The sequence below is a fragment of the Tautonia plasticadhaerens genome (genome assembly GCF_007752535.1).
GTDB classification, from domain to species: Bacteria; Planctomycetota; Planctomycetia; order Isosphaerales; family Isosphaeraceae; genus Tautonia; species Tautonia plasticadhaerens.
The window spans coordinates 7,019,629-7,035,749 of record NZ_CP036426.1; the positions used below are offsets into that span (position 1 = coordinate 7,019,629).

Here is a 16,121-nt window from a genome sequence, read left to right on the forward strand (position 1 = left end):
CTAGTGGGCCGTCAATCTTCAATTGACGGGTAAAGCTTCCGCAGCTTCCGGCGAGCGGCGGCCAGTGTGAAGGTCCAGTGGATTCGGGCTCTCCTCACATTCCGCCGGTGTTCCCAGGCCGCCACCTCCGCCGCCAGCTTGGCCGGACCCTCCAGCCGGCGATCCAGGCATTGCTGGTTCATGACGCTGATCTCCGTCTCGGCCATGTTCAGCCAACTGCCGTGCTTGGGTGTGTAGTGGAACTCGATCCGGTCCAGGAGCCGACGTGCCACCTCCGGCGAGAACGCCTCGTAGGGGCTCGCCCCGTCGTGCGTATTCAAGTTGTCCTGCACCAGCAGGACCTTCTCCGCTCGGGGGTAGTGCACCTCCACCAGGTCCCGGATGCAGCCGGCGTAGTCCCGCCGGGTCCGGCGTCCGGTCACCTTGACATGACGCCAGCCCCGCAGCGGCTCGCACATCATCAACTGGTGGCAGACGCCCTCCCGCTCGTACTCGTAGTCCACCTGAGCCGGTCGGCCCGAGCGGCACCGCCTGGGTGGCCGCACCTCGCCGAAGAGTTGCTTGCACGCCTCGTCGAAGCAGGCGACCGGGAACCTCGGGTCGTAGGGCCGCAGGTGGACCTGGATCACGTCCTCCATCCGCCAGACGTACTCGGCGTCGGCCTCGGGCGGGATGCACCGGGTCTCGACGATCCAGGGCTTGATGTCGTTCTTTTGAGAGCCTGGCGGACGGTCTCGGTGCTGATCGACTCGGCCAGGCCCAGGACGACCAGTTCGTCGGCCAGCAGTTGCGGCGTCCAGTGGCATCGGCCCTGCGGCGGATCGCTGCACGCCAGTCGGACCAACCGCTGCTCGATGTCCCCCTTGATCTTGATCTTGTCCGGTCGTGGCGGCTGGGGACCCCGACTGATGGCCGCCTGAACGCCGTCGATGACGAACCGCTGACGGACCCGGGCGATGGTTCGTAGGCTGACCCCAAGTGCGTCGGCGATCCGCTCATCCGAGTGCTCTTGGCCGGCTCTGGTATCCAGGGCCAGCGCACACTAACATGTTAACGCAGCAATGACTTCCATCAGAAACGTGTCGCTCCAGCCGCAGCCGCGGCGCTTCATGGCCAGGCTCTGTCGCCGGTCGGGGTGCTGCTTGAGGAGCGACAATGTGAAGCGATACAGCCAGGTGATGTTCGCCCCCAGCACCCGCTGGCGGACCCGCGAGTCATCCTCCCGGAACGTCACGTCGAGCGACCAATGGCACGCGTTCTCCACGGACCAGTGGCCCCGCACCGCGCGGGCGAACTGCTCCGCGTCCACCGGCAGGCTGCTGAGGTAGTAGCGAATCTCAATGCTCTCTTCGCCTCCCTTCACCCGCCGCGACGTCACGACGCCGACCGACCTCAGCCCCTTCCACTCCGCCCGGCCGGGCAGGGCCGCCGGCGCTGGCAGGTGCAGGTAGGTCCGGTGCTCCTCGCGACCGTGCCCGCGCTCGCTCGTCGTCAGCTCCTCGGCCCCCTTGAGATCCCCCTCCAGCTGTTCGTCGATGTGCTCGATGACCGCCCGATGCAGCGCCTCGTGGTTCCCCTTCAGGGCCAACACGTAGTCGGCCTTGCCGCGGACTACCTCCTCGGCGATCACCTTCTGCGCCCCCATCGCGTCGATCGTCACTACCCCGCCGCGGACGTCGATCCGCCTCAGCAGCTCGGGGATGGCCGTGATCTCGTTCGACTTCTCGCCGCACACCTCCTGTCCCAGCGCCAGGCCGTACTCGCGGGAGGGCGTCTCGTTTGTAGGTGGAATCAGTTCGGTGTGGGGCACCAGAAGGCGTCCCACTGCCGATCTCCGCTCTTGAACAACGCCCGCAAGTGGCTCAGGGCGTCGGCCCCGTCGGCGCCCCACCTCATCCCCGAGCCCTTCATCCGCTGCCCGATGACCGTCTTGCACGCCGCCTCCACCGGCCCCGAGCCGATCGCCCAACCCTTGGCCACGTAGCCCGGGTAGTCCATGCGGTGCGCCTGGTTGGTGAAGTACCGCACCACCTCCGCTCGTGCTTCCTTCGCCGCGTGGCCGCGCACCTCCAGGCCTCGCAACGCCTCGAGTACGGTCGGGCCGCCCTCGTATTTCAGCCGGTGGCACCAGTCGCCCAGCCAGCCCTCCCGCGCTTCGTCGTCGCCCGGGAACAGGGCGCGGGCCAGGCCCCCCAGGTATTCGGCGGCGTGGTAGAAGTCGAGGATCACCGCCTCGACCCTCCCGAAGTTGGCACGCGCCCAGCCCTCCAGCCCGCTGCCCCCGTCGGTCAGCGCGATCCACCGCTCGGCCCGGTCCATCCCCACCTGCGCCGCCTGCCGCCGGAGCGGCTCGCCCAGGGGGGCCACGCCGCACAGCCCCGCCACGTAGCGGGCCCGGAACCGGGGCGGCGGGCCGTCGGGCCGCGCCCGGCGGGCGGACACCTCGGGGACCGGGTTGTAGACCATCGCCACGGTGGCCATCCGCCCCTCGGCCGACGACCCGCCCTCGCCCTGCTGCCCGACCCCGGTCGCGTCCGCCGCCACGTACGCGCAGGACTTGCCCTCGGCGTCCTTGTGCCAGTGCCAGGCGCGGGCCCCGCCGAAGACCTCCCCGGCGGCCAGCCGCCGGCCGACCTCGGCCCCGGCCGCCTCGGCGGCCCGCTCGACCGTCGACTCGGCCAGGCGCAGCCCGGCCATCTTCGGCAAGGTCACCTCGGCCGCCTCGGCGAACGCCGAGAGCGCCCCGGCCAGGCAGGCGACCTCGTAGGCCGCCGGGGTCAGCGCCGCCTCGGGCACCCGCATCACGGCGTCGCCGGGGGCGAAGCCGCCGTGGCAGTGGGGGCAGTGGTAGTACGCCCGGGTGACCCGTACCGCCCCGAGCAGGCTGACCACCCGGCGGGGACGGTGGCCCATGAACTTGGCCGGCTCGAGGCAGGTCGGGCAGCTCACGCTCGACCCCCGGTACCCCCCTTTTTCCGCCCGTCGAGGGCGGCCTGAATCGCCTTGGCCCCGGTCTTGTGGACGAGGTCGCGGACCTCGTGCTCGGTCTGCCCGAAGAGTCGGTCGTCGCCCCGCGAGGCGAGGAGCTGGGCGATCCGCCAATGGTCCTCCTCGGAGGCGGCGTGGAGGGCCTGGTAGATCCGCTCGGCGTCGGCGGCCTGCTCCGGGGTCAGGCCCGAATCGGGGGTGCGCATGGCGGGATGTCCGTGCGAGGTTGTGGGTGAAATCCGTCGATCCCATCAGCCACCCCTGTTGTACGGGATTTCCCACCTACTTTCGAGACGCCCACCCCGTACTCGCCGGCCCAGGCGGTGACGATGTGCAGCGGGCCGAGGCCCTCCTTCGCGTCGCGGCTGCGGCGGGCCGTCTTGCCGTCGATGGCGACGACCGGCCGATCGACGCCGGTCGTGGCGATGGCCTCGTCGCGGAGGCGGGCGATCCAGGCGTTGAAGGCGGCCTCGAAGGCCGCGGGCTTGAGCGTCATCAGGATGCGGCGGAGGACATCCTTGCCGGGGATGCCGCGCGGCAGGTCGAGGAGGTCCATCAGGAGCCCCTCTTTGAGCTTCGCCCAGCGGGCGATGGCGGTGGGCCCGGCGGCGCCGGCGAGGACGGCCAAGACAGCGATGACCAGGACGCTGGGCAGCGGATGCCGGCGGTTGATGTGGGAGCGGGGATCTTCCAGCATCGCGAACGATGCCACGATCTCGTCGAGCTTGCTGCGGGTGCCCGCCATCGCCGACCTCCGGCCACCGGGTCTGGTTCACGACACGGTGGACGGTATACCCGGGCAGCGGGGCGGGCGCAAGGCCGCAGAGCTTGCCGGATTGTTATAGAAGTGCGCGCTGGCCCTGCTCTGGTATCGGCCAGGAGGAGGATACGGGCATGGGCCAGCTTGCGGGCGGCAGCCTTGCCGGTGGAGACCAGGTGCTGCAACTCAGCCCGCTCCTCCTCGGTCAGGGTGACCCGGTACTTGTCCATCGCGATGCTCCTGGTTCATGAGGTTCGTGCCTTCGCCAAACCTCATCAAGACAGGACCCTACGCTACCGGTCAAATGAAGATTGACGGCCCACTAGTGAAGCGTCACTCGTTAATCTTCGGGTAGAGGTGCCTCAGCTTGATCCGGGCGTCCTCGGTGGTGAAGTGCCACTCGACGCCCACCTGTTTGGCGTTCCGGCGCTCGCCCCAGGCGCCGGCCTCCCCGGCCACCTCGTCCTGCACCGCGATGCGCCGGTCCAGGCACTGCCGCGTCAACACCGACAGCTCGATCTCGGCGACGTTCAGCCAGCTGCCGTGCTTCGGCGTGTGCACCAGCTCCAGTCGCCGCGCCAACCGCAAGGCCTCGGCCGGCTCGAACGCCTTGTACAGCGACGCCAGCGAATGGGTCACGAGGTTGTCGCAGACCAGCGTGATCCGCTCGGCCTCGGCGTGGCGCGGGTCGTCCACCAGCCGCTGCACCCGGTGGGCCCAGTCCACGGCCGTCTTCGCCTCGGTCACGCGCACGTCGCGCCAGCCGGCCAGCGGCTCGACGAACATCCACACCGTGCAGGTCCCCTCGCGGACATACTCGTAGTCGACCCGGGCCGGGCGTCCGGGCGCCGCCGGCGATGGCCGCCGCGCCTCGGCGATCAGCTGCTTGGGCTGTTCGTCCATGCAGACGACGGGGCGCCTCGGATCATACGGGCGCCGGTAGGCCTCCAGGACCTGCTCCATCTGGCAGACGAAGGCCGCGTCCTGCTCCGGCGGGATGCACCACATCCGCCTGAGCCACGGCTTCAGCGCGCTTTTTTCAAAGAGCGGCGGACGGTCTCGTGCGAGACCGCCGCGACGACCTCCAACTCCACCAGGCGCTCGGCCAGCAGCCGGAGCGACCAGCGGGCCAGGCCCCTGGGCGGCTGCGAGCAGGCCAGGGCCGTCAACCGCGCCTCGTTCTCGCCGCCGAGTTTGGGGACCGCCGACGGGGTCCGCGGCCTGCGCTGCAGCAGCGCCATCGGCCCGTGCTCGACGGCCCGCTTGCGCCACGACTCCAGGCTGCGGGTCGTGACGCCGAACGCCTCGGCGATCTTCGCGTCGGGCCAGGCCGGCCCGTCGGGCCCCTGGTCGCACTTGAGCAGGGCCTGAGCCCGCTGCACCTTCCAGCCGGCGATGTTGCCCTTGCGGACCAGGCGAGCCAGCTCGGCCCGCTCTTCGGCCGTCAGCTTCAGGACGTACTTCTTTGCCATGGCAACCCCCCCGGCGAGCCACGATGCGGCCGGACAAGGGGGGTCATTTTACCCGAAAATCAGCGAGTGACGCTTCACTAGTGCCGCCCGCCTGGTTTTAGGCTTCCAATCCGCTCCCTCTCCCGCCGCCCACCCCAATTTCCAGGTACATGGCCGATGGCCATCCCTGCATGCGCCGTCCACCAGGTATGGTCTGGTGATGCCGTCAATGCCCGCGACGACATACGATTTGCTCGCCGATTGAGGGGTTGCGACAGGCCGCGGCGCATATGCCTTCCCATACGCCTACCGAACCGCCGACATGCGTCCGGATGCGACGGGATGCGACAAGCGAGGGGTGATCCGGGCCGGTCCCGGGGCCGGCCCGGAAACGCCGAACGCCGCGTCCGGGACGCGGCGTTCGGCACAAGGCTCGTGCTCACAACGGCTTGCTAGCGGAGGAGGTGGGATTCGAACCCACGGTACCGGTTGCCCGGTACACCGGTTTTCGAGACCGGCCCTTTCAACCACTCAGGCACCCCTCCGGGGGTCGGTCGCGGTCGTCGCGGGGCTGAGGCCGCCGGGCCCGGAAGAACCGGGTTAGCAGGGCCCCGCTCTCGGCGGCGAGGAGGCCGCCGCGGACGACCGCCCGATGATTCAGGCGGCGATCATTCAGCAAGCGAAAGAGCGAGTGGCAGGCCCCGGACTTGGGATCGGCGGCCCCGTAGAAGACCTCCGGGATCCGGGCCTGGACGATCGCCCCGGCGCACATCGGGCAGGGTTCCAGTGTGACGTAGAGTCGGCATCCGTCCAGCCGCCAGGAGCCGAGGGACCGGCCGGCCATGGCGATGGCCAGCAGTTCGGCATGGGCGGTGGGGTCGGCCAGGGTCTCCCGAAGGTTGAAGGCTTCGGAGACGATCCGGTCGCCCCGTACGATGACGGCCCCGACGGGAACCTCGCCGAGTCGTTCCGCCTCCCGGGCCAGTTCCAGGGCCCGTCTCATGGCGGCCAGGTCTGCCGGGGAGGGGTCGCGGGGCGGCGATCCTCCCGGGGGCGTGGCCACGAGGGACGGGGCTCCGGGGATTCGGGACGCGGGTCGGCGACCTCGGCGATCGTCGTCCCCCTATCATTCATCCCGGGGCCGTCCCCGTCAAGGTGTTCGCGACCCGGGGGGGGGTGGGGGCGGCCGGGGGGGGGCCACCGGGACCCTGGCGGCCGAAGCAGAGCAGGGTGATGTCGTCGGCCTGGGGGGCCCCGGAGGCGAATCGGGTGATGGCCTCGATCAGGTGGGGGCCCAGGGCGTCGGCCGACCCCGGCCCACCGGCGATCTCCCCCAGCAGGGCCCGGGTGCCGAACATCGCGTCGGTGGGATCGACCGCGTCGGTCGCCCCGTCGGTGTAGGCCACGACGAGGTCGCCGGGGGAGAGCTCGACCTCGACGGGGTCGAACCGGGCCTCGGGGTCCACGCCGAGCGGGGGCCCCTGGGGCACCTCATAGATCGGCTCCAGCCGGCCGTCGGCCCGGCGGATGACGGGGCTCGGGTGCCCGGCACCGGAGACCCGGAGCCGGTGGTCGGCCACGTCGAGCACCAGCAGGACGAAGGTGATGAAGCTGTCGGGCAGGGCGGCCTCGGCGATCCGGCGATTGAGCCGGGAGAGGACCCGGCCGGGGTCGGGCTCGGCGGCCAGGGCGAGCTGGACCTCGGCCGAGAGCTTGGCCATCAGCAGCGCCGCGGGCATCCCCTTGCCGGCCACGTCCCCCAGGGAGACCGCCCAGCACCGGCCCGGCTCCCCGGCCGGGTCGGGGGCGGGGGGGAGGTAGCCGAAGTAGTCGCCTCCGACCTCAAAGGCCGACTCGTAGTAATGCCAGAAGTCGTAGCCGGGGGGACGGGGTGGGTGCTCGGGGACCAGGGCACGCTGGACCTCCCGGGCATACTGGGCGTCCCGGTCGCGCTGGCGGCGCCGGAGGATCTCCCCGTGCAGCCTCGCGTTCTCGACGGCCACGCCGATCGGCCCGAGCATCGCCAGCAGCAGCTCCAGGTCGGCGGCGCCGAAGGGGCGGGAGCGGTCCCGGGCGTCGAGCTGCAGCATGCCGATCGGCCGCCGGTCGCGGTCGAGGATCGGGGCGCAGACCATCGTCCGGATGCCGGAGAGGGCCAGGCTCTCGCTGCCGGCGAATTTCTCGTCCGACGGCAGGTCCTGGCAGCAGATGGCCCTGGCCTGGTCGAGCACCTCCTCCACCACGGCCCGGCTGATCGTGTAGGGGAGGGCGGTCCTCGTCCGGGACCGGTGCCGACGGGGGACCAGGTCCCGGCCGACCGGCGCGCCGTCGGTGAGGTGGACGAAGCCCCGATCGGCCTGGGGGAAGACCAGGAACAGGGCCTCCAGCAGCTTGTCCAGCACCTCGTCCAGCTCCAGAGTCGAGCCGACGGCCCGGCTGATCTCCAGGATGGCCCGCAGCGCCTCCCCCGGCCGGGTCGGCTCGGGGGTGTCCCGCGAGGAGCCCAGGGCGACGCTCGCCCGGATCGACGAGGAGGTCCGGTCCTCGTCCTCGACCCGGATCCGGGTGCCGTTGAACACCAGCCAGTAGTCGCAGATGCGGAACGCCTGGCCGTCGGCCAGCCGGAGGGCCCCCATCCCCTTGATCGGGCGGCCGTCGAGGAAGGTGTTGTTACGGCTGTCCAGGTCCTCCAACAGGAAGGACCCGTCGGCCGCCCGGGTCAGCCGGGCGTGCCGGCTGGAGACGGTCGACTCCTCCAGGACGAGGTCGCACTCGGTCGACCGGCCGATCAGTAGTCGGTCGTGCTTCAACTCGACGACCCGCTCCGGCACCCCGGTGCGCTGGACTCGGAGCGACGGGGCGGCCTGCTGCCCTCCCGACATGGCGGACACCCTCCCCGGATTGGCCCTCGACGGCCGATCGGCGCGGCTCGTATCGATCGCCGAGGGCGGATCGTCCCGACCTCGGCTTCGCGTCGCAATGGGAGCACCCTCGTCCCGACGCGACCAGGGGCATTCTCCCCTGCGTCGGGCCCGATCCGCCACCAAAAACCCGGCGGCCCGCCCCCTCCCTCCCCTCAGGCCCGGCGGTCTCCTTGAGCGGCTCCCGGGCCCCCCGTACAATGGATGTTCAACCTTGCGACGATCCCGACCGGCGCGGGAGGCCGATCCCGCCCCCCACCCCCGACCCCCAGGAGCGGCCGATGCCCCGGCTCCACCCGCTCATCCCGGCGGCAATCGCCCTGATCCTCGCCCCGGCGGGCTCCGGCCTCGGTCAATCCCCGGACAGCCCCGCCGTCTCGTTCGACCGGGACATCCGGCCGATCCTCTCGAACAACTGCGTCTTCTGCCACGGGCCGGACGAGGCCGAGCGCCAGGCGGACCTCCGCCTCGACCTCGCCGAATCCGCCCTGGCCGATCGCGGCGGCTATCGGGTCGTCGAGCCCGGCGACCCCGACGCCAGCGAACTGATCTACCGGATCACTACCGACGACGAAATCGACCTCATGCCCCCGCCCGACTCGGGCAAGGAGCTGACCCCCGAGCAGGTCGACCTCCTCCGCCGCTGGATCGAGCAGGGGGCCGAGTTCCGCCCCCACTGGAGCTTCGTCCCCCCCTCCCGGCCCGATGTGCCCAAGGTTGAAGACGCCTCCTGGCCCCTCAACCCGATCGACCGCTTCCTCCTGGCCGGGATCGAGGCCCGAGGGCTCTCCCCCTCCCCCGAGGCCGACCGCGCCACCCTCATCCGCCGCCTCTCCCTCGACCTGACCGGCCTGCCCCCCTCCCCCGGGGAGGTCGACGCCTTCCTCGGCGACCCCCGCCCCGACGCCGTCGACCTCCTGGTCGACCGCCTGCTCGCCTCCCCCCGGTTCGGCGAGCGGATGGCGATCTCCTGGCTCGACCTGGTCCGCTACGCCGACACCGTCGGCTACCACGGCGACCAGGTCCACCACATCACGCCCTACCGCGATTACGTCGTCGACGCCTTCAATGCAAATATGCCGTTCGACCGCTTCACCGCCGAGCAGCTCGCCGGCGACCTGCTCCCCGAACCGACGGTCGACCGGCGCGTCGCCTCCGGCTACAACCGACTGCTCCAGACCACCCACGAGGGGGGGGCGCAGGACGAGGAGTACCTCGCCAAGTACGCCGCCGACCGCGTCCGCAACGTCTCCGCCGTCTGGCTCGGCGCCACGATGGGTTGCGCCGAGTGCCACGACCACAAATATGACCCCTACTCCCAGCGCGACTTCTACTCGCTCGCCGCCTTCTTCGCCGACCTCGAACAGCAGGGGGCCTACCCCGGCCCCGACCGCTCCCCCACCGTCCGGGCGCCCGAGATCGACGTGCTCGACGCCGTCGACCGCCTCGAACTCGCCGAGGTCGAGGCCTCCATTGCGGCGTTGGAGGCGGGCGGCGAGGACGCAGCCGACCTCGAAGCCCGACGGGAGGCCATCAAGGCCCGGGCCCGACGCACGATGGTCAGCGTCTCCGCCGAGCCCCGCACAACCCGCCTCCTCCCCCGAGGAGACTGGATGGACGACTCCGGCCCCGTGGTCCAGCCCGCCGTCCCCGACTTCCTGCCCGACCTGGGCGTCGAGGACCGTCGCGCCACCCGGCTCGACCTCGCCGAGTGGCTCACCCGGCCCGACCACCCGATGACCTCCCGGGTCTTCGTCAACCGCCTCTGGGCCCGGTTCTTCGGCCGGGGAATCTCCCGGTCGCTCGACGACACCGGCCTCCAGGGCCGGTCCCCCTCGCACCCCGAGCTGCTCGACTGGCTGGCCGTCGAGTTCGTCGATCGCGGCTGGGACGTGAAGCACGTCGTCCGGCTGATCGTCACCTCCCGGGCCTATCGCCAGTCATCCACCCCCACGCCCGACCTGCTCCGGGCCGACCCCGGCAACGAGTGGTTCGCCCGGCAGGGACGTTTCCGGCTGCCCGCAGAGCTAATCCGGGACCTCGCCCTCGACGCCTCCGGCCTGCTCGTCGAGCGCCTGGGCGGCCCCGCCGCGAAGCCCTACCAGCCGGAGGGCTACTACGCCTTCCTGAACTTCCCGAAGCGGACCTACGAGGCCGACACCGACCGGGACCAGTACCGCCGGGGCCTCTACATGCACTGGCAGCGCCAGTTCCTCCACCCCATGCTCCGGGCCTTCGACGCCCCCTCCCGGGAGGAATGTACCGCCGGCCGGCCCACCAGCAACACCCCCCTCGGCGCCCTCACCCTGCTCAACGACCCCACCTTCGTCGAGGCCGCCCGGGCCCTCGCCGCCCGGGCACTGGACGAGGGTGGCGACTCGGACGACGACCGCCTCCGATGGGCCTGGCGGGCCGCCCTCTCCCGGTCCCCCACCGATCGGGAGGTCGACGCCCTCCATCGCCTCCTCGACGCCTCCCGGCTCGACTTCGACGACGATCCCGCCTCGGCCGAGGCCCTGCTCTCGACCGGCCTCGCACCGGTGCCGGACCACCTCGAACGCGCCGAGCTTGCCGCCTGGACCGCCGCCTGCCGGGCGATCCTGAACCTGCACGAGACGATCACCCGCCTCTGATCGCCCGGAGGACCCGCCCCCATGCCCCCGATCGACCGATCCCGACTGCGGACCACCCGGCGCTCCTTCCTCGGCCGGACCTCGATGGGCCTCGGCTCGATCGCCCTCTCGTCGCTGCTCGGCGGCCCGGCCCGGGCCCTCGGCCCCGATCGCGCCCGAGCCCTCGGCGGCGCCGACCGCCTCGGCGGCCTCTCGCAGTTCCCCCACTTCGTCCCGAAGGCGAAGCGGGTCATCTTCCTCTACATGTCCGGCGGCCCGAGCCACCTGGAGACCTTCGACCCCAAGCCCGAGCTGGCCCGGCTCGACGGCGAGCCCATGCCCCCGAGCTTCACCGAGGGCCAGCCGATCGCCCAGCTCCAGGGGCAGGAGCTGCGCTGCCTCGGCCCCCGGTTCGGATTCAATCGCCACGGCGAATCGGGCCAGGAGATCGCCGACTGCCTGCCGAACATCGCCGGGATCGCCGACGACATCTGCATCATCCGATCGATGCACACCGACCAGATCAACCACGACCCGGCCCACACGGTGATGAACACCGGCACGTCCATCTCCGGGCGGCCGAGCATGGGCTCCTGGGTCACCTACGGCCTCGGCTCGGAGGCCGACGACCTGCCCGGCTTCGTCGTCCTCACCAGCGAGGGGGGCCGCAACCCCCAGCCCATCGCCTCCCGGCAGTGGGGCAGCGGCTTCCTCCCGGGCAAGACCCAGGGCGTCCTGTTCAACTCCGTCGGCGACCCGGTCCACTACATCGAGAACCCGCCGGGGGTCGACCGGGCCGGGCAGCTCCGCGTCATCGACGCCGTCAACGAGCTGAACGCCCTGGCCAACGACCGCCTCGCCGACCCCGAGCTGGAGACGAGGATCGCCCAGTACGAGCTCGCCTCCCGGATGCAGCTCTCGGTCCCCGAGCTGACCGACTTCTCCGACGAGCCCGAGGACGTACTCCGCCTCTACGGCACCGCCGGGGCCGACGGCTCCTTCGCCGCCAATTGCCTGATGGCCCGGCGCCTGGCCGAGCGTGGCGTCCGCTTCATCCAGCTCTACCACCGCGGCTGGGACCACCACGGCGACCTCGTCCCCTACATGGACACCTGCTGCAAGCTCTGCGACGGCCCCAGCGCCGCCCTCGTGCTCGACCTGAAGCGCCGGGGGATGCTCGACGACACCCTGGTCCTCTGGGGAGGTGAGTTCGGCCGCACCCCCATGTTCCAGGGCAAGGGGGCCCAGCCCGGCCGGGACCACCACATCAAGGGCTTCTCCATGTGGCTGGCCGGGGGCGGCATCCGGGGCGGCACCACCTACGGCGCCACCGACGAGCTGGGGTACCACGCCGTCGAGGATCGCACACATGTCCGGGATCTGCACGCGACGATGCTCCACCAACTCGGCATCGACCACGACCGCTTCACCCACCCCTTCCAGGGCCTCGACATGAAGCTCACCGGCGTGGAAGATGCCCGGGTCCTGACCGACATCCTGGCCTGACCGACCGGGCGATCGACCGACGGGCGGCCCGTCCTCCGATCCCCCCGGTCGGACGACGGAGCCGACCCCATGACCCGACGCCTCTCCCCCCTGCTCCTCCTGCTGCCGCTCGTCGCCATCCCCACGGCAATCGCCCAGAAGCCGCCGACCTCCACCGGCCCGGCGGCCGTCTACCCCCGGGTCAGCCTCACCCCCTGGTTCCAGGTCGACCCCGACTGGCCGCAGACCCCCGACGGCATGCCCGCCGCCCACGTCCCCGGCATCGCCGTCGGGCCGGACGGCAACGTCTACGTGGCCGTCCGGGCCGACCCGCCGATCCGCGTCTTCACCCCGGAGGGCGAGTTCGTCCGGGCCTTCGCCGCCGGGGAGTGCTCGATGGTCCACCACCTGAAGTTCGACCCCGAGGGCAACCTCTGGGTGGCCGACGTCGGCGACCACACCCTCAAGAAGTACGACCCCGAGTCCGGCGAGCGGCTCCAGACCCTGGGCACCCCGGACGAGAAGGGCTGCGACGAGTCCCACTTCAACATGCCCACCGACATCGTCGTCACCGAGGCCGGCGACCACTTCGTCTCCGACGGCTACGGCAACGGGCGGGTCGTTCACTTCGACAAGGACGGCCACTACGTCAAGGCCTGGGGAGAACTCGGCGTCGAGCCCGGCCAGTTCAGCATCGCCCACGCCATCGCGCTCGACTCCGAAGGGCGCCTCTACGTCGCCGACCGCAACAACGTCCGGGTCCAGATCTTCGACCAGGATGGCACCCTGCTCGACACCTGGGCCAACGTCATCGTCCCCTGGGGCCTCGCCGTCACCGCCGACGACGAGATCTGGGCCTGCGGCTCCTCCCCCATGCACTGGAGGCTCGACGACGTCACCCTCGGCTGCCCGCCGAAGGACCAGATCTTCATGAAGTTCGACACCGACGGCCGCGTGCTCCAGCAATGGTCCGTCCCCAAGGGGGAGGACGGCCACGAGCACCCCGGCGACTGCAACTGGGTCCACTGCATCGCCGCCGACGCCGACGGCAACCTCTACGTCGGCGACATCATCGGCCAGCGCGCCCAGAAGTTCGTCCCCTTCACCTCCGGCGAGGTCGCCGGCCCCTTCGCCGCCAGCCCCGAGGAGTGACCGGAGTCATCGGTCACGTCCCCTCCGGCCTCGGCGGCAGCACGTCGCCGAGCCGGCAGCGGAAGCCGGGCAGGACGTCCTCGCCGTCGAGGTCGTCCTCCTCGGCCAGCCCCGCGATCGACCCATCGAGCCGATGCACCCGGGCCGTCCGGGCGACCGGGAAGATCAGCCAGAACAGCGGCACACCGGCCCGGAGGAAGTCCCGGATCTTGGCTTCCATGAACTCGGCCTCATCGCCCGGTGCGACGAGTTCCACGGCCAGATCCGGCGCGACCGGCGCGATCAACGAATCCAGGAGTTCCCGACTGGTCCGCTCGCGACGGACGAAGGACGCGTCGACCTTCCGGATCATGTCCGGCCGGTCCGGGAAACACCGATACTGGAGCGAGGCCGAGAAGACCCATCCGTGGGCATCGTCCCTCGAAGACTCGACGAGCCGATGGAGGACATTCGCCAACACCCAGCCCGCGAGCGCGCCGCCGTTCGGCTCGACGAGGCGGCCCTCGATCAACTCGAAGTGCTTGCCCCCGGACATCCGAAGGACATCTTCCGGCGAGTACCGTCGCTCGCGACCGGCCGATTCACCCACGGGCGATCCTCCTCCAAGCTCGGGCAGACAGACCGAGAACCTGCGGGATGGAACGGGCTGGGTGGGCCACCGATCGGGCGCCACGGATGCGGGCCCTCGCAGTGAGGCCCGCCTCACGTTCGGCGACCGAACCGCACAATCCCGAGTCAGATCTTCAGGAAGAACCGCCGCCGGTACATCCAGAAGAGAAGTCCCCACATCACCAGCAGCACCGCCGCGCCGTGCAGGAGCGGCTCATACGGCTCGCCGAGGGCCCGGAACGTCTCGGCGCCGAGGTGCCGGGTCAGGGCGTCGCCGATGAACCCCTCGAACAGCCAGCTCATCAGGTAGGCGGCGATCGAGTTCATGCCGACCACCACCAGGGGGAAGACCCACTTCTTCCAGCCGAAGCCGTCGATCACCCCGTAGGCCGCCCCCAGGAACAGGAAGCACCAGCCGCCGCTGAACAGCGTCCAGCTCGGGGTCCAGATCCGCTTGACCACCGGGCAGATCCCCAGTTCCCCGAGGGCCCAGCCCAGCCCCATCGACGCCGCCCCCGCCCCGATCAGCCAGGCCACCTTGCCCCGGGGAGATCGGTTCCCGATCAGCACCTGGCCGGCGATCAGGCCCAGCACCATCGTCGCCAGGGTCGGCACGAAGCTGAGCGTGGCGTAGCCGCCCCGGTTGTATCCGAACGGCTCGTCCCGGGGGAACAGGTTCAGGAACCAGCGGTCGAAGGCCCAGGCGAGGTTGCTGTTCTTGTTCCAGTGGGCCTGGAATCCGCCCATCAGGTGCGGCCAGTCGGGGGCGACCCCCACCGCCGCCCAGTCGAAGTCCGTCCCGGGCGCCGGGTAAATCGCGAACGCCGCCCAGATCCCCACCAGCAGCACCGCCACCGCGATCCAACGGTCCCGCTGCGGCCTCAGGCCCAGCAGGAAGAGGATCGGGTACCCCAGGCCGATCTGGGTGAGCGTGTCCTCGAAGGTGTAGTCGGTCCTCGGATCGCCGACGGACCTCAGGAAGATCCCCAGCGCGATCAGGACGAACGCCCGCCAGCAGGCGTGCAGGACCAGCCGCCCCCGGGACTGCCCCCGGGACGCCCGGCTCGCCAGCGAGAACGGCAGCGAGACGCCGACCAGGAACGAGAAGCTCGGTTGGATCAGGTCGTGCAGCGAGCAGCCGATCCACTCGACGTGCGACTGGTGATGCCCCAGCGCCTCCCAGGCCCGGTTGCCGGGATGCGCCGCGGCCACCCCGGCGAGGTGCAGCACCTCGGCCATCATCAGGAACATGACGAGGCCTCGGTAGGCGTCGATCGACGCCAGGCGGCCGGGCGAGGGGGCGGGGGTCGCCGTCCGGGCGGGGTCGGTCGTCATCTCGGGGGTCGATCCTGGCGGGGGTGCCTCGGACCCCGAGCCCCCCGACGAGCCGCCGTCGGGGACAGGGGCAGGGCCCGGCCCTCGATCTTCGCCGCGAGGCCCGCCCCGGACAATCCCCGAGCCCGACCGGGGGCCGACCGCCGTCGGGCCCGGTCGGGCTCGGGGCGTCCGTCAGGCCTCGGGCTCCTCGACGGCCGCGGGCCCCTCGGCCTCGGGCTCGCCCTTGATGGCCTCCCCGGCCCCCTTGACGGCCTCGCCGGTCTTCTCGGTCGCCCCTTCGGCGGTCTTGGCGACGTCGTCGGCCGCCTTCTTGATCGACGCGCCGGTTCCCTCCAGGCCGACCTTCTCGGCCGCCTCGCCGGTCTTCTCGGCCGCCGTCTTGGCGGCCGCTCCCACGTCCTTGGCCGAGGCCTCGATGTTCTCGCCGGCCTTCTCGATGGCCTCCCCGGTCGTCTCCCGGGCCTTCTCGACGGCCTCCCCGGCCGACTCCATCATGTCCCCGGCCTTCTCCTGGGCCGACTCCATCGCACCTTCGAACTGTTCGCCCATCGAGCCGCCCTCGGCGGGGGCGATGCCCGCCCCCTCGACAGGGGCGTCCTCGTCGCTCGCGCAGCCGCCCAGCAGGCCGAGCGTCGCCACCAGCCCGGCCGCCGCCATCCGTCGGAACCGCGCAGTCATCGTCTTCGTCTCCCGTGGGTTGCGAGCGATCCGACCTCGTCGGGACGGGCCCGGTCGGCCCGAACATCCCCCCGCCCTCCCGGGGCGAGCCGGCGGGGCCGGCCCCCGGGTCGCCCCCTCCTGAACG

15 protein-coding genes, 1 tRNA gene and 1 pseudogene are annotated in these 16,121 nt (G+C 71.3%); 3 read left to right on the forward strand and 14 right to left on the reverse strand.

Annotation, left to right across the window (positions count from 1 at the left end; translation table 11 throughout):
• Positions 1-11: 11 nt before the first annotated feature.
• The 11 genes and pseudogenes from ElP_RS27970 to ElP_RS28010 all read right to left on the reverse strand — a co-directional run bounded on the left by ElP_RS27970 (position 12) and on the right by ElP_RS28010 (position 8,081).
• Positions 12-704: an IS630 family transposase gene (locus ElP_RS27970; protein WP_390836103.1), complete on the reverse strand. Its 693-nt coding sequence runs from the start codon at positions 702-704 to the stop codon at positions 12-14.
• On the reverse strand, positions 626-1,036 hold the full coding sequence (locus tag ElP_RS41420) for a helix-turn-helix domain-containing protein (RefSeq protein ID WP_145279036.1): 411 nt from the start codon (positions 1,034-1,036) through the stop codon (positions 626-628). The genes ElP_RS27970 and ElP_RS41420 overlap by 79 nt, the downstream gene beginning before the upstream one ends.
• 6 nt (positions 1,037-1,042) lie before the next feature.
• Positions 1,043-1,810, reverse strand: a complete 768-nt coding sequence (locus tag ElP_RS27980; protein WP_197446443.1) for an ISAs1 family transposase — start codon at positions 1,808-1,810, stop codon at positions 1,043-1,045.
• A complete protein-coding gene (locus tag ElP_RS27985) occupies positions 1,792-2,949 on the reverse strand; it encodes an ISKra4 family transposase (protein WP_197446444.1) in 1,158 nt (385 codons plus the stop codon). Before ElP_RS27985 ends, ElP_RS27980 begins: the two co-directional genes overlap by 19 nt.
• Positions 2,946-3,194, reverse strand: coding sequence for a hypothetical protein (locus tag ElP_RS38825; RefSeq protein ID WP_197446284.1), 249 nt, complete (start codon positions 3,192-3,194; stop codon positions 2,946-2,948). Before ElP_RS38825 ends, ElP_RS27985 begins: the two co-directional genes overlap by 4 nt.
• Positions 3,170-3,733 (reverse strand): ISAs1 family transposase, encoded by a 564-nt coding sequence (locus ElP_RS27990; protein ID WP_145275851.1) that lies wholly within the window; start codon positions 3,731-3,733, stop codon positions 3,170-3,172. Before ElP_RS27990 ends, ElP_RS38825 begins: the two co-directional genes overlap by 25 nt.
• A 125-nt stretch (positions 3,734-3,858) precedes the next feature.
• A pseudogene (locus ElP_RS40070) lies at positions 3,859-3,978 on the reverse strand (IS630 family transposase); the annotation flags it as partial.
• 103 nt (positions 3,979-4,081) lie between these two features.
• Positions 4,082-5,220 (reverse strand): IS630 family transposase gene (locus tag ElP_RS27995; protein WP_145267429.1). Its coding sequence is split into 2 segments (ribosomal slippage): positions 4,082-4,782 and positions 4,782-5,220, totalling 1,140 coding nucleotides; the frame shifts between segments, so codons are not numbered across the junction.
• Positions 5,221-5,655: 435 nt separating this feature from the next.
• Positions 5,656-5,744: transfer RNA gene (locus tag ElP_RS28000), tRNA-Ser, on the reverse strand.
• Entirely contained in the window at positions 5,723-6,202 is a 480-nt protein-coding gene (gene tadA / locus ElP_RS28005) for a tRNA adenosine(34) deaminase TadA (protein ID WP_145279038.1), read from the reverse strand. Before tadA ends, ElP_RS28000 begins: the two co-directional genes overlap by 22 nt.
• A 127-nt stretch (positions 6,203-6,329) precedes the next feature.
• Complete coding sequence (locus tag ElP_RS28010) at positions 6,330-8,081, reverse strand: SpoIIE family protein phosphatase (RefSeq protein ID WP_145275853.1); 1,752 nt, start codon at positions 8,079-8,081, stop codon at positions 6,330-6,332.
• A gap of 320 nt (positions 8,082-8,401) precedes the next feature.
• On the opposite strand from ElP_RS28010, the gene ElP_RS28015 reads away from it, so the two are divergent.
• The 3 genes from ElP_RS28015 (at position 8,402) to ElP_RS28025 (ending at position 13,369) form a co-directional block, all read left to right on the forward strand.
• Positions 8,402-10,753 carry a DUF1553 domain-containing protein gene (locus ElP_RS28015; protein WP_145275854.1) on the forward strand — a complete coding sequence of 784 codons (2,352 nt, stop codon included), beginning with the start codon at positions 8,402-8,404 and terminating at the stop codon, positions 10,751-10,753.
• Between the two features lie 21 nt (positions 10,754-10,774).
• A complete protein-coding gene (locus ElP_RS28020; protein WP_145275855.1) occupies positions 10,775-12,238 on the forward strand; it encodes a DUF1501 domain-containing protein in 1,464 nt (487 codons plus the stop codon).
• A gap of 69 nt (positions 12,239-12,307) precedes the next feature.
• Positions 12,308-13,369, forward strand: a complete 1,062-nt coding sequence (locus ElP_RS28025) for a peptidyl-alpha-hydroxyglycine alpha-amidating lyase family protein (RefSeq protein ID WP_145275856.1) — start codon at positions 12,308-12,310, stop codon at positions 13,367-13,369.
• 13 nt (positions 13,370-13,382) lie between these two features.
• On the opposite strand, the gene ElP_RS28030 is transcribed toward ElP_RS28025, so the two are convergent.
• The 3 genes from ElP_RS28030 to ElP_RS28040 all read right to left on the reverse strand — a co-directional run bounded on the left by ElP_RS28030 (position 13,383) and on the right by ElP_RS28040 (position 15,994).
• On the reverse strand, positions 13,383-14,156 hold the full coding sequence (locus tag ElP_RS28030) for a Uma2 family endonuclease (RefSeq protein ID WP_390834869.1): 774 nt from the start codon (positions 14,154-14,156) through the stop codon (positions 13,383-13,385).
• Entirely contained in the window at positions 14,105-15,313 is a 1,209-nt protein-coding gene (locus ElP_RS28035; RefSeq protein WP_231749290.1) for an acyltransferase family protein, read from the reverse strand. The genes ElP_RS28030 and ElP_RS28035 overlap by 52 nt, the downstream gene beginning before the upstream one ends.
• Before the next feature lie 174 nt (positions 15,314-15,487).
• On the reverse strand, positions 15,488-15,994 hold the full coding sequence (locus ElP_RS28040) for a hypothetical protein (RefSeq protein WP_145275858.1): 507 nt from the start codon (positions 15,992-15,994) through the stop codon (positions 15,488-15,490).
• Positions 15,995-16,121: the final 127 nt, after the last annotated feature.

Excerpts from the sequence above, each read along its gene's own strand:
- ElP_RS38825 (WP_197446284.1), bottom strand. The coding sequence starts at position 3,194 with ATGCGCACCCCCGATTCGGGCCTGACCCCGGAGCAGGCCGCCGACGCC.
- tadA (WP_145279038.1), bottom strand. The coding sequence starts at position 6,202 with ATGAGACGGGCCCTGGAACTGGCCCGGGAGGCGGAACGACTCGGCGAG.
- ElP_RS28015 (WP_145275854.1), top strand. The coding sequence starts at position 8,402 with ATGCCCCGGCTCCACCCGCTCATCCCGGCGGCAATCGCCCTGATCCTC.
- ElP_RS28020 (WP_145275855.1), top strand. The coding sequence starts at position 10,775 with ATGCCCCCGATCGACCGATCCCGACTGCGGACCACCCGGCGCTCCTTC.
- ElP_RS28040 (WP_145275858.1), bottom strand. The coding sequence starts at position 15,994 with ATGACTGCGCGGTTCCGACGGATGGCGGCGGCCGGGCTGGTGGCGACG.
- ElP_RS28010 (WP_145275853.1), bottom strand. The coding sequence starts at position 8,081 with ATGTCGGGAGGGCAGCAGGCCGCCCCGTCGCTCCGAGTCCAGCGCACC.
- ElP_RS27990 (WP_145275851.1), bottom strand. The coding sequence starts at position 3,733 with ATGGCGGGCACCCGCAGCAAGCTCGACGAGATCGTGGCATCGTTCGCG.
- ElP_RS28035 (WP_231749290.1), bottom strand. The coding sequence starts at position 15,313 with ATGACGACCGACCCCGCCCGGACGGCGACCCCCGCCCCCTCGCCCGGC.
- ElP_RS28025 (WP_145275856.1), top strand. The coding sequence starts at position 12,308 with ATGACCCGACGCCTCTCCCCCCTGCTCCTCCTGCTGCCGCTCGTCGCC.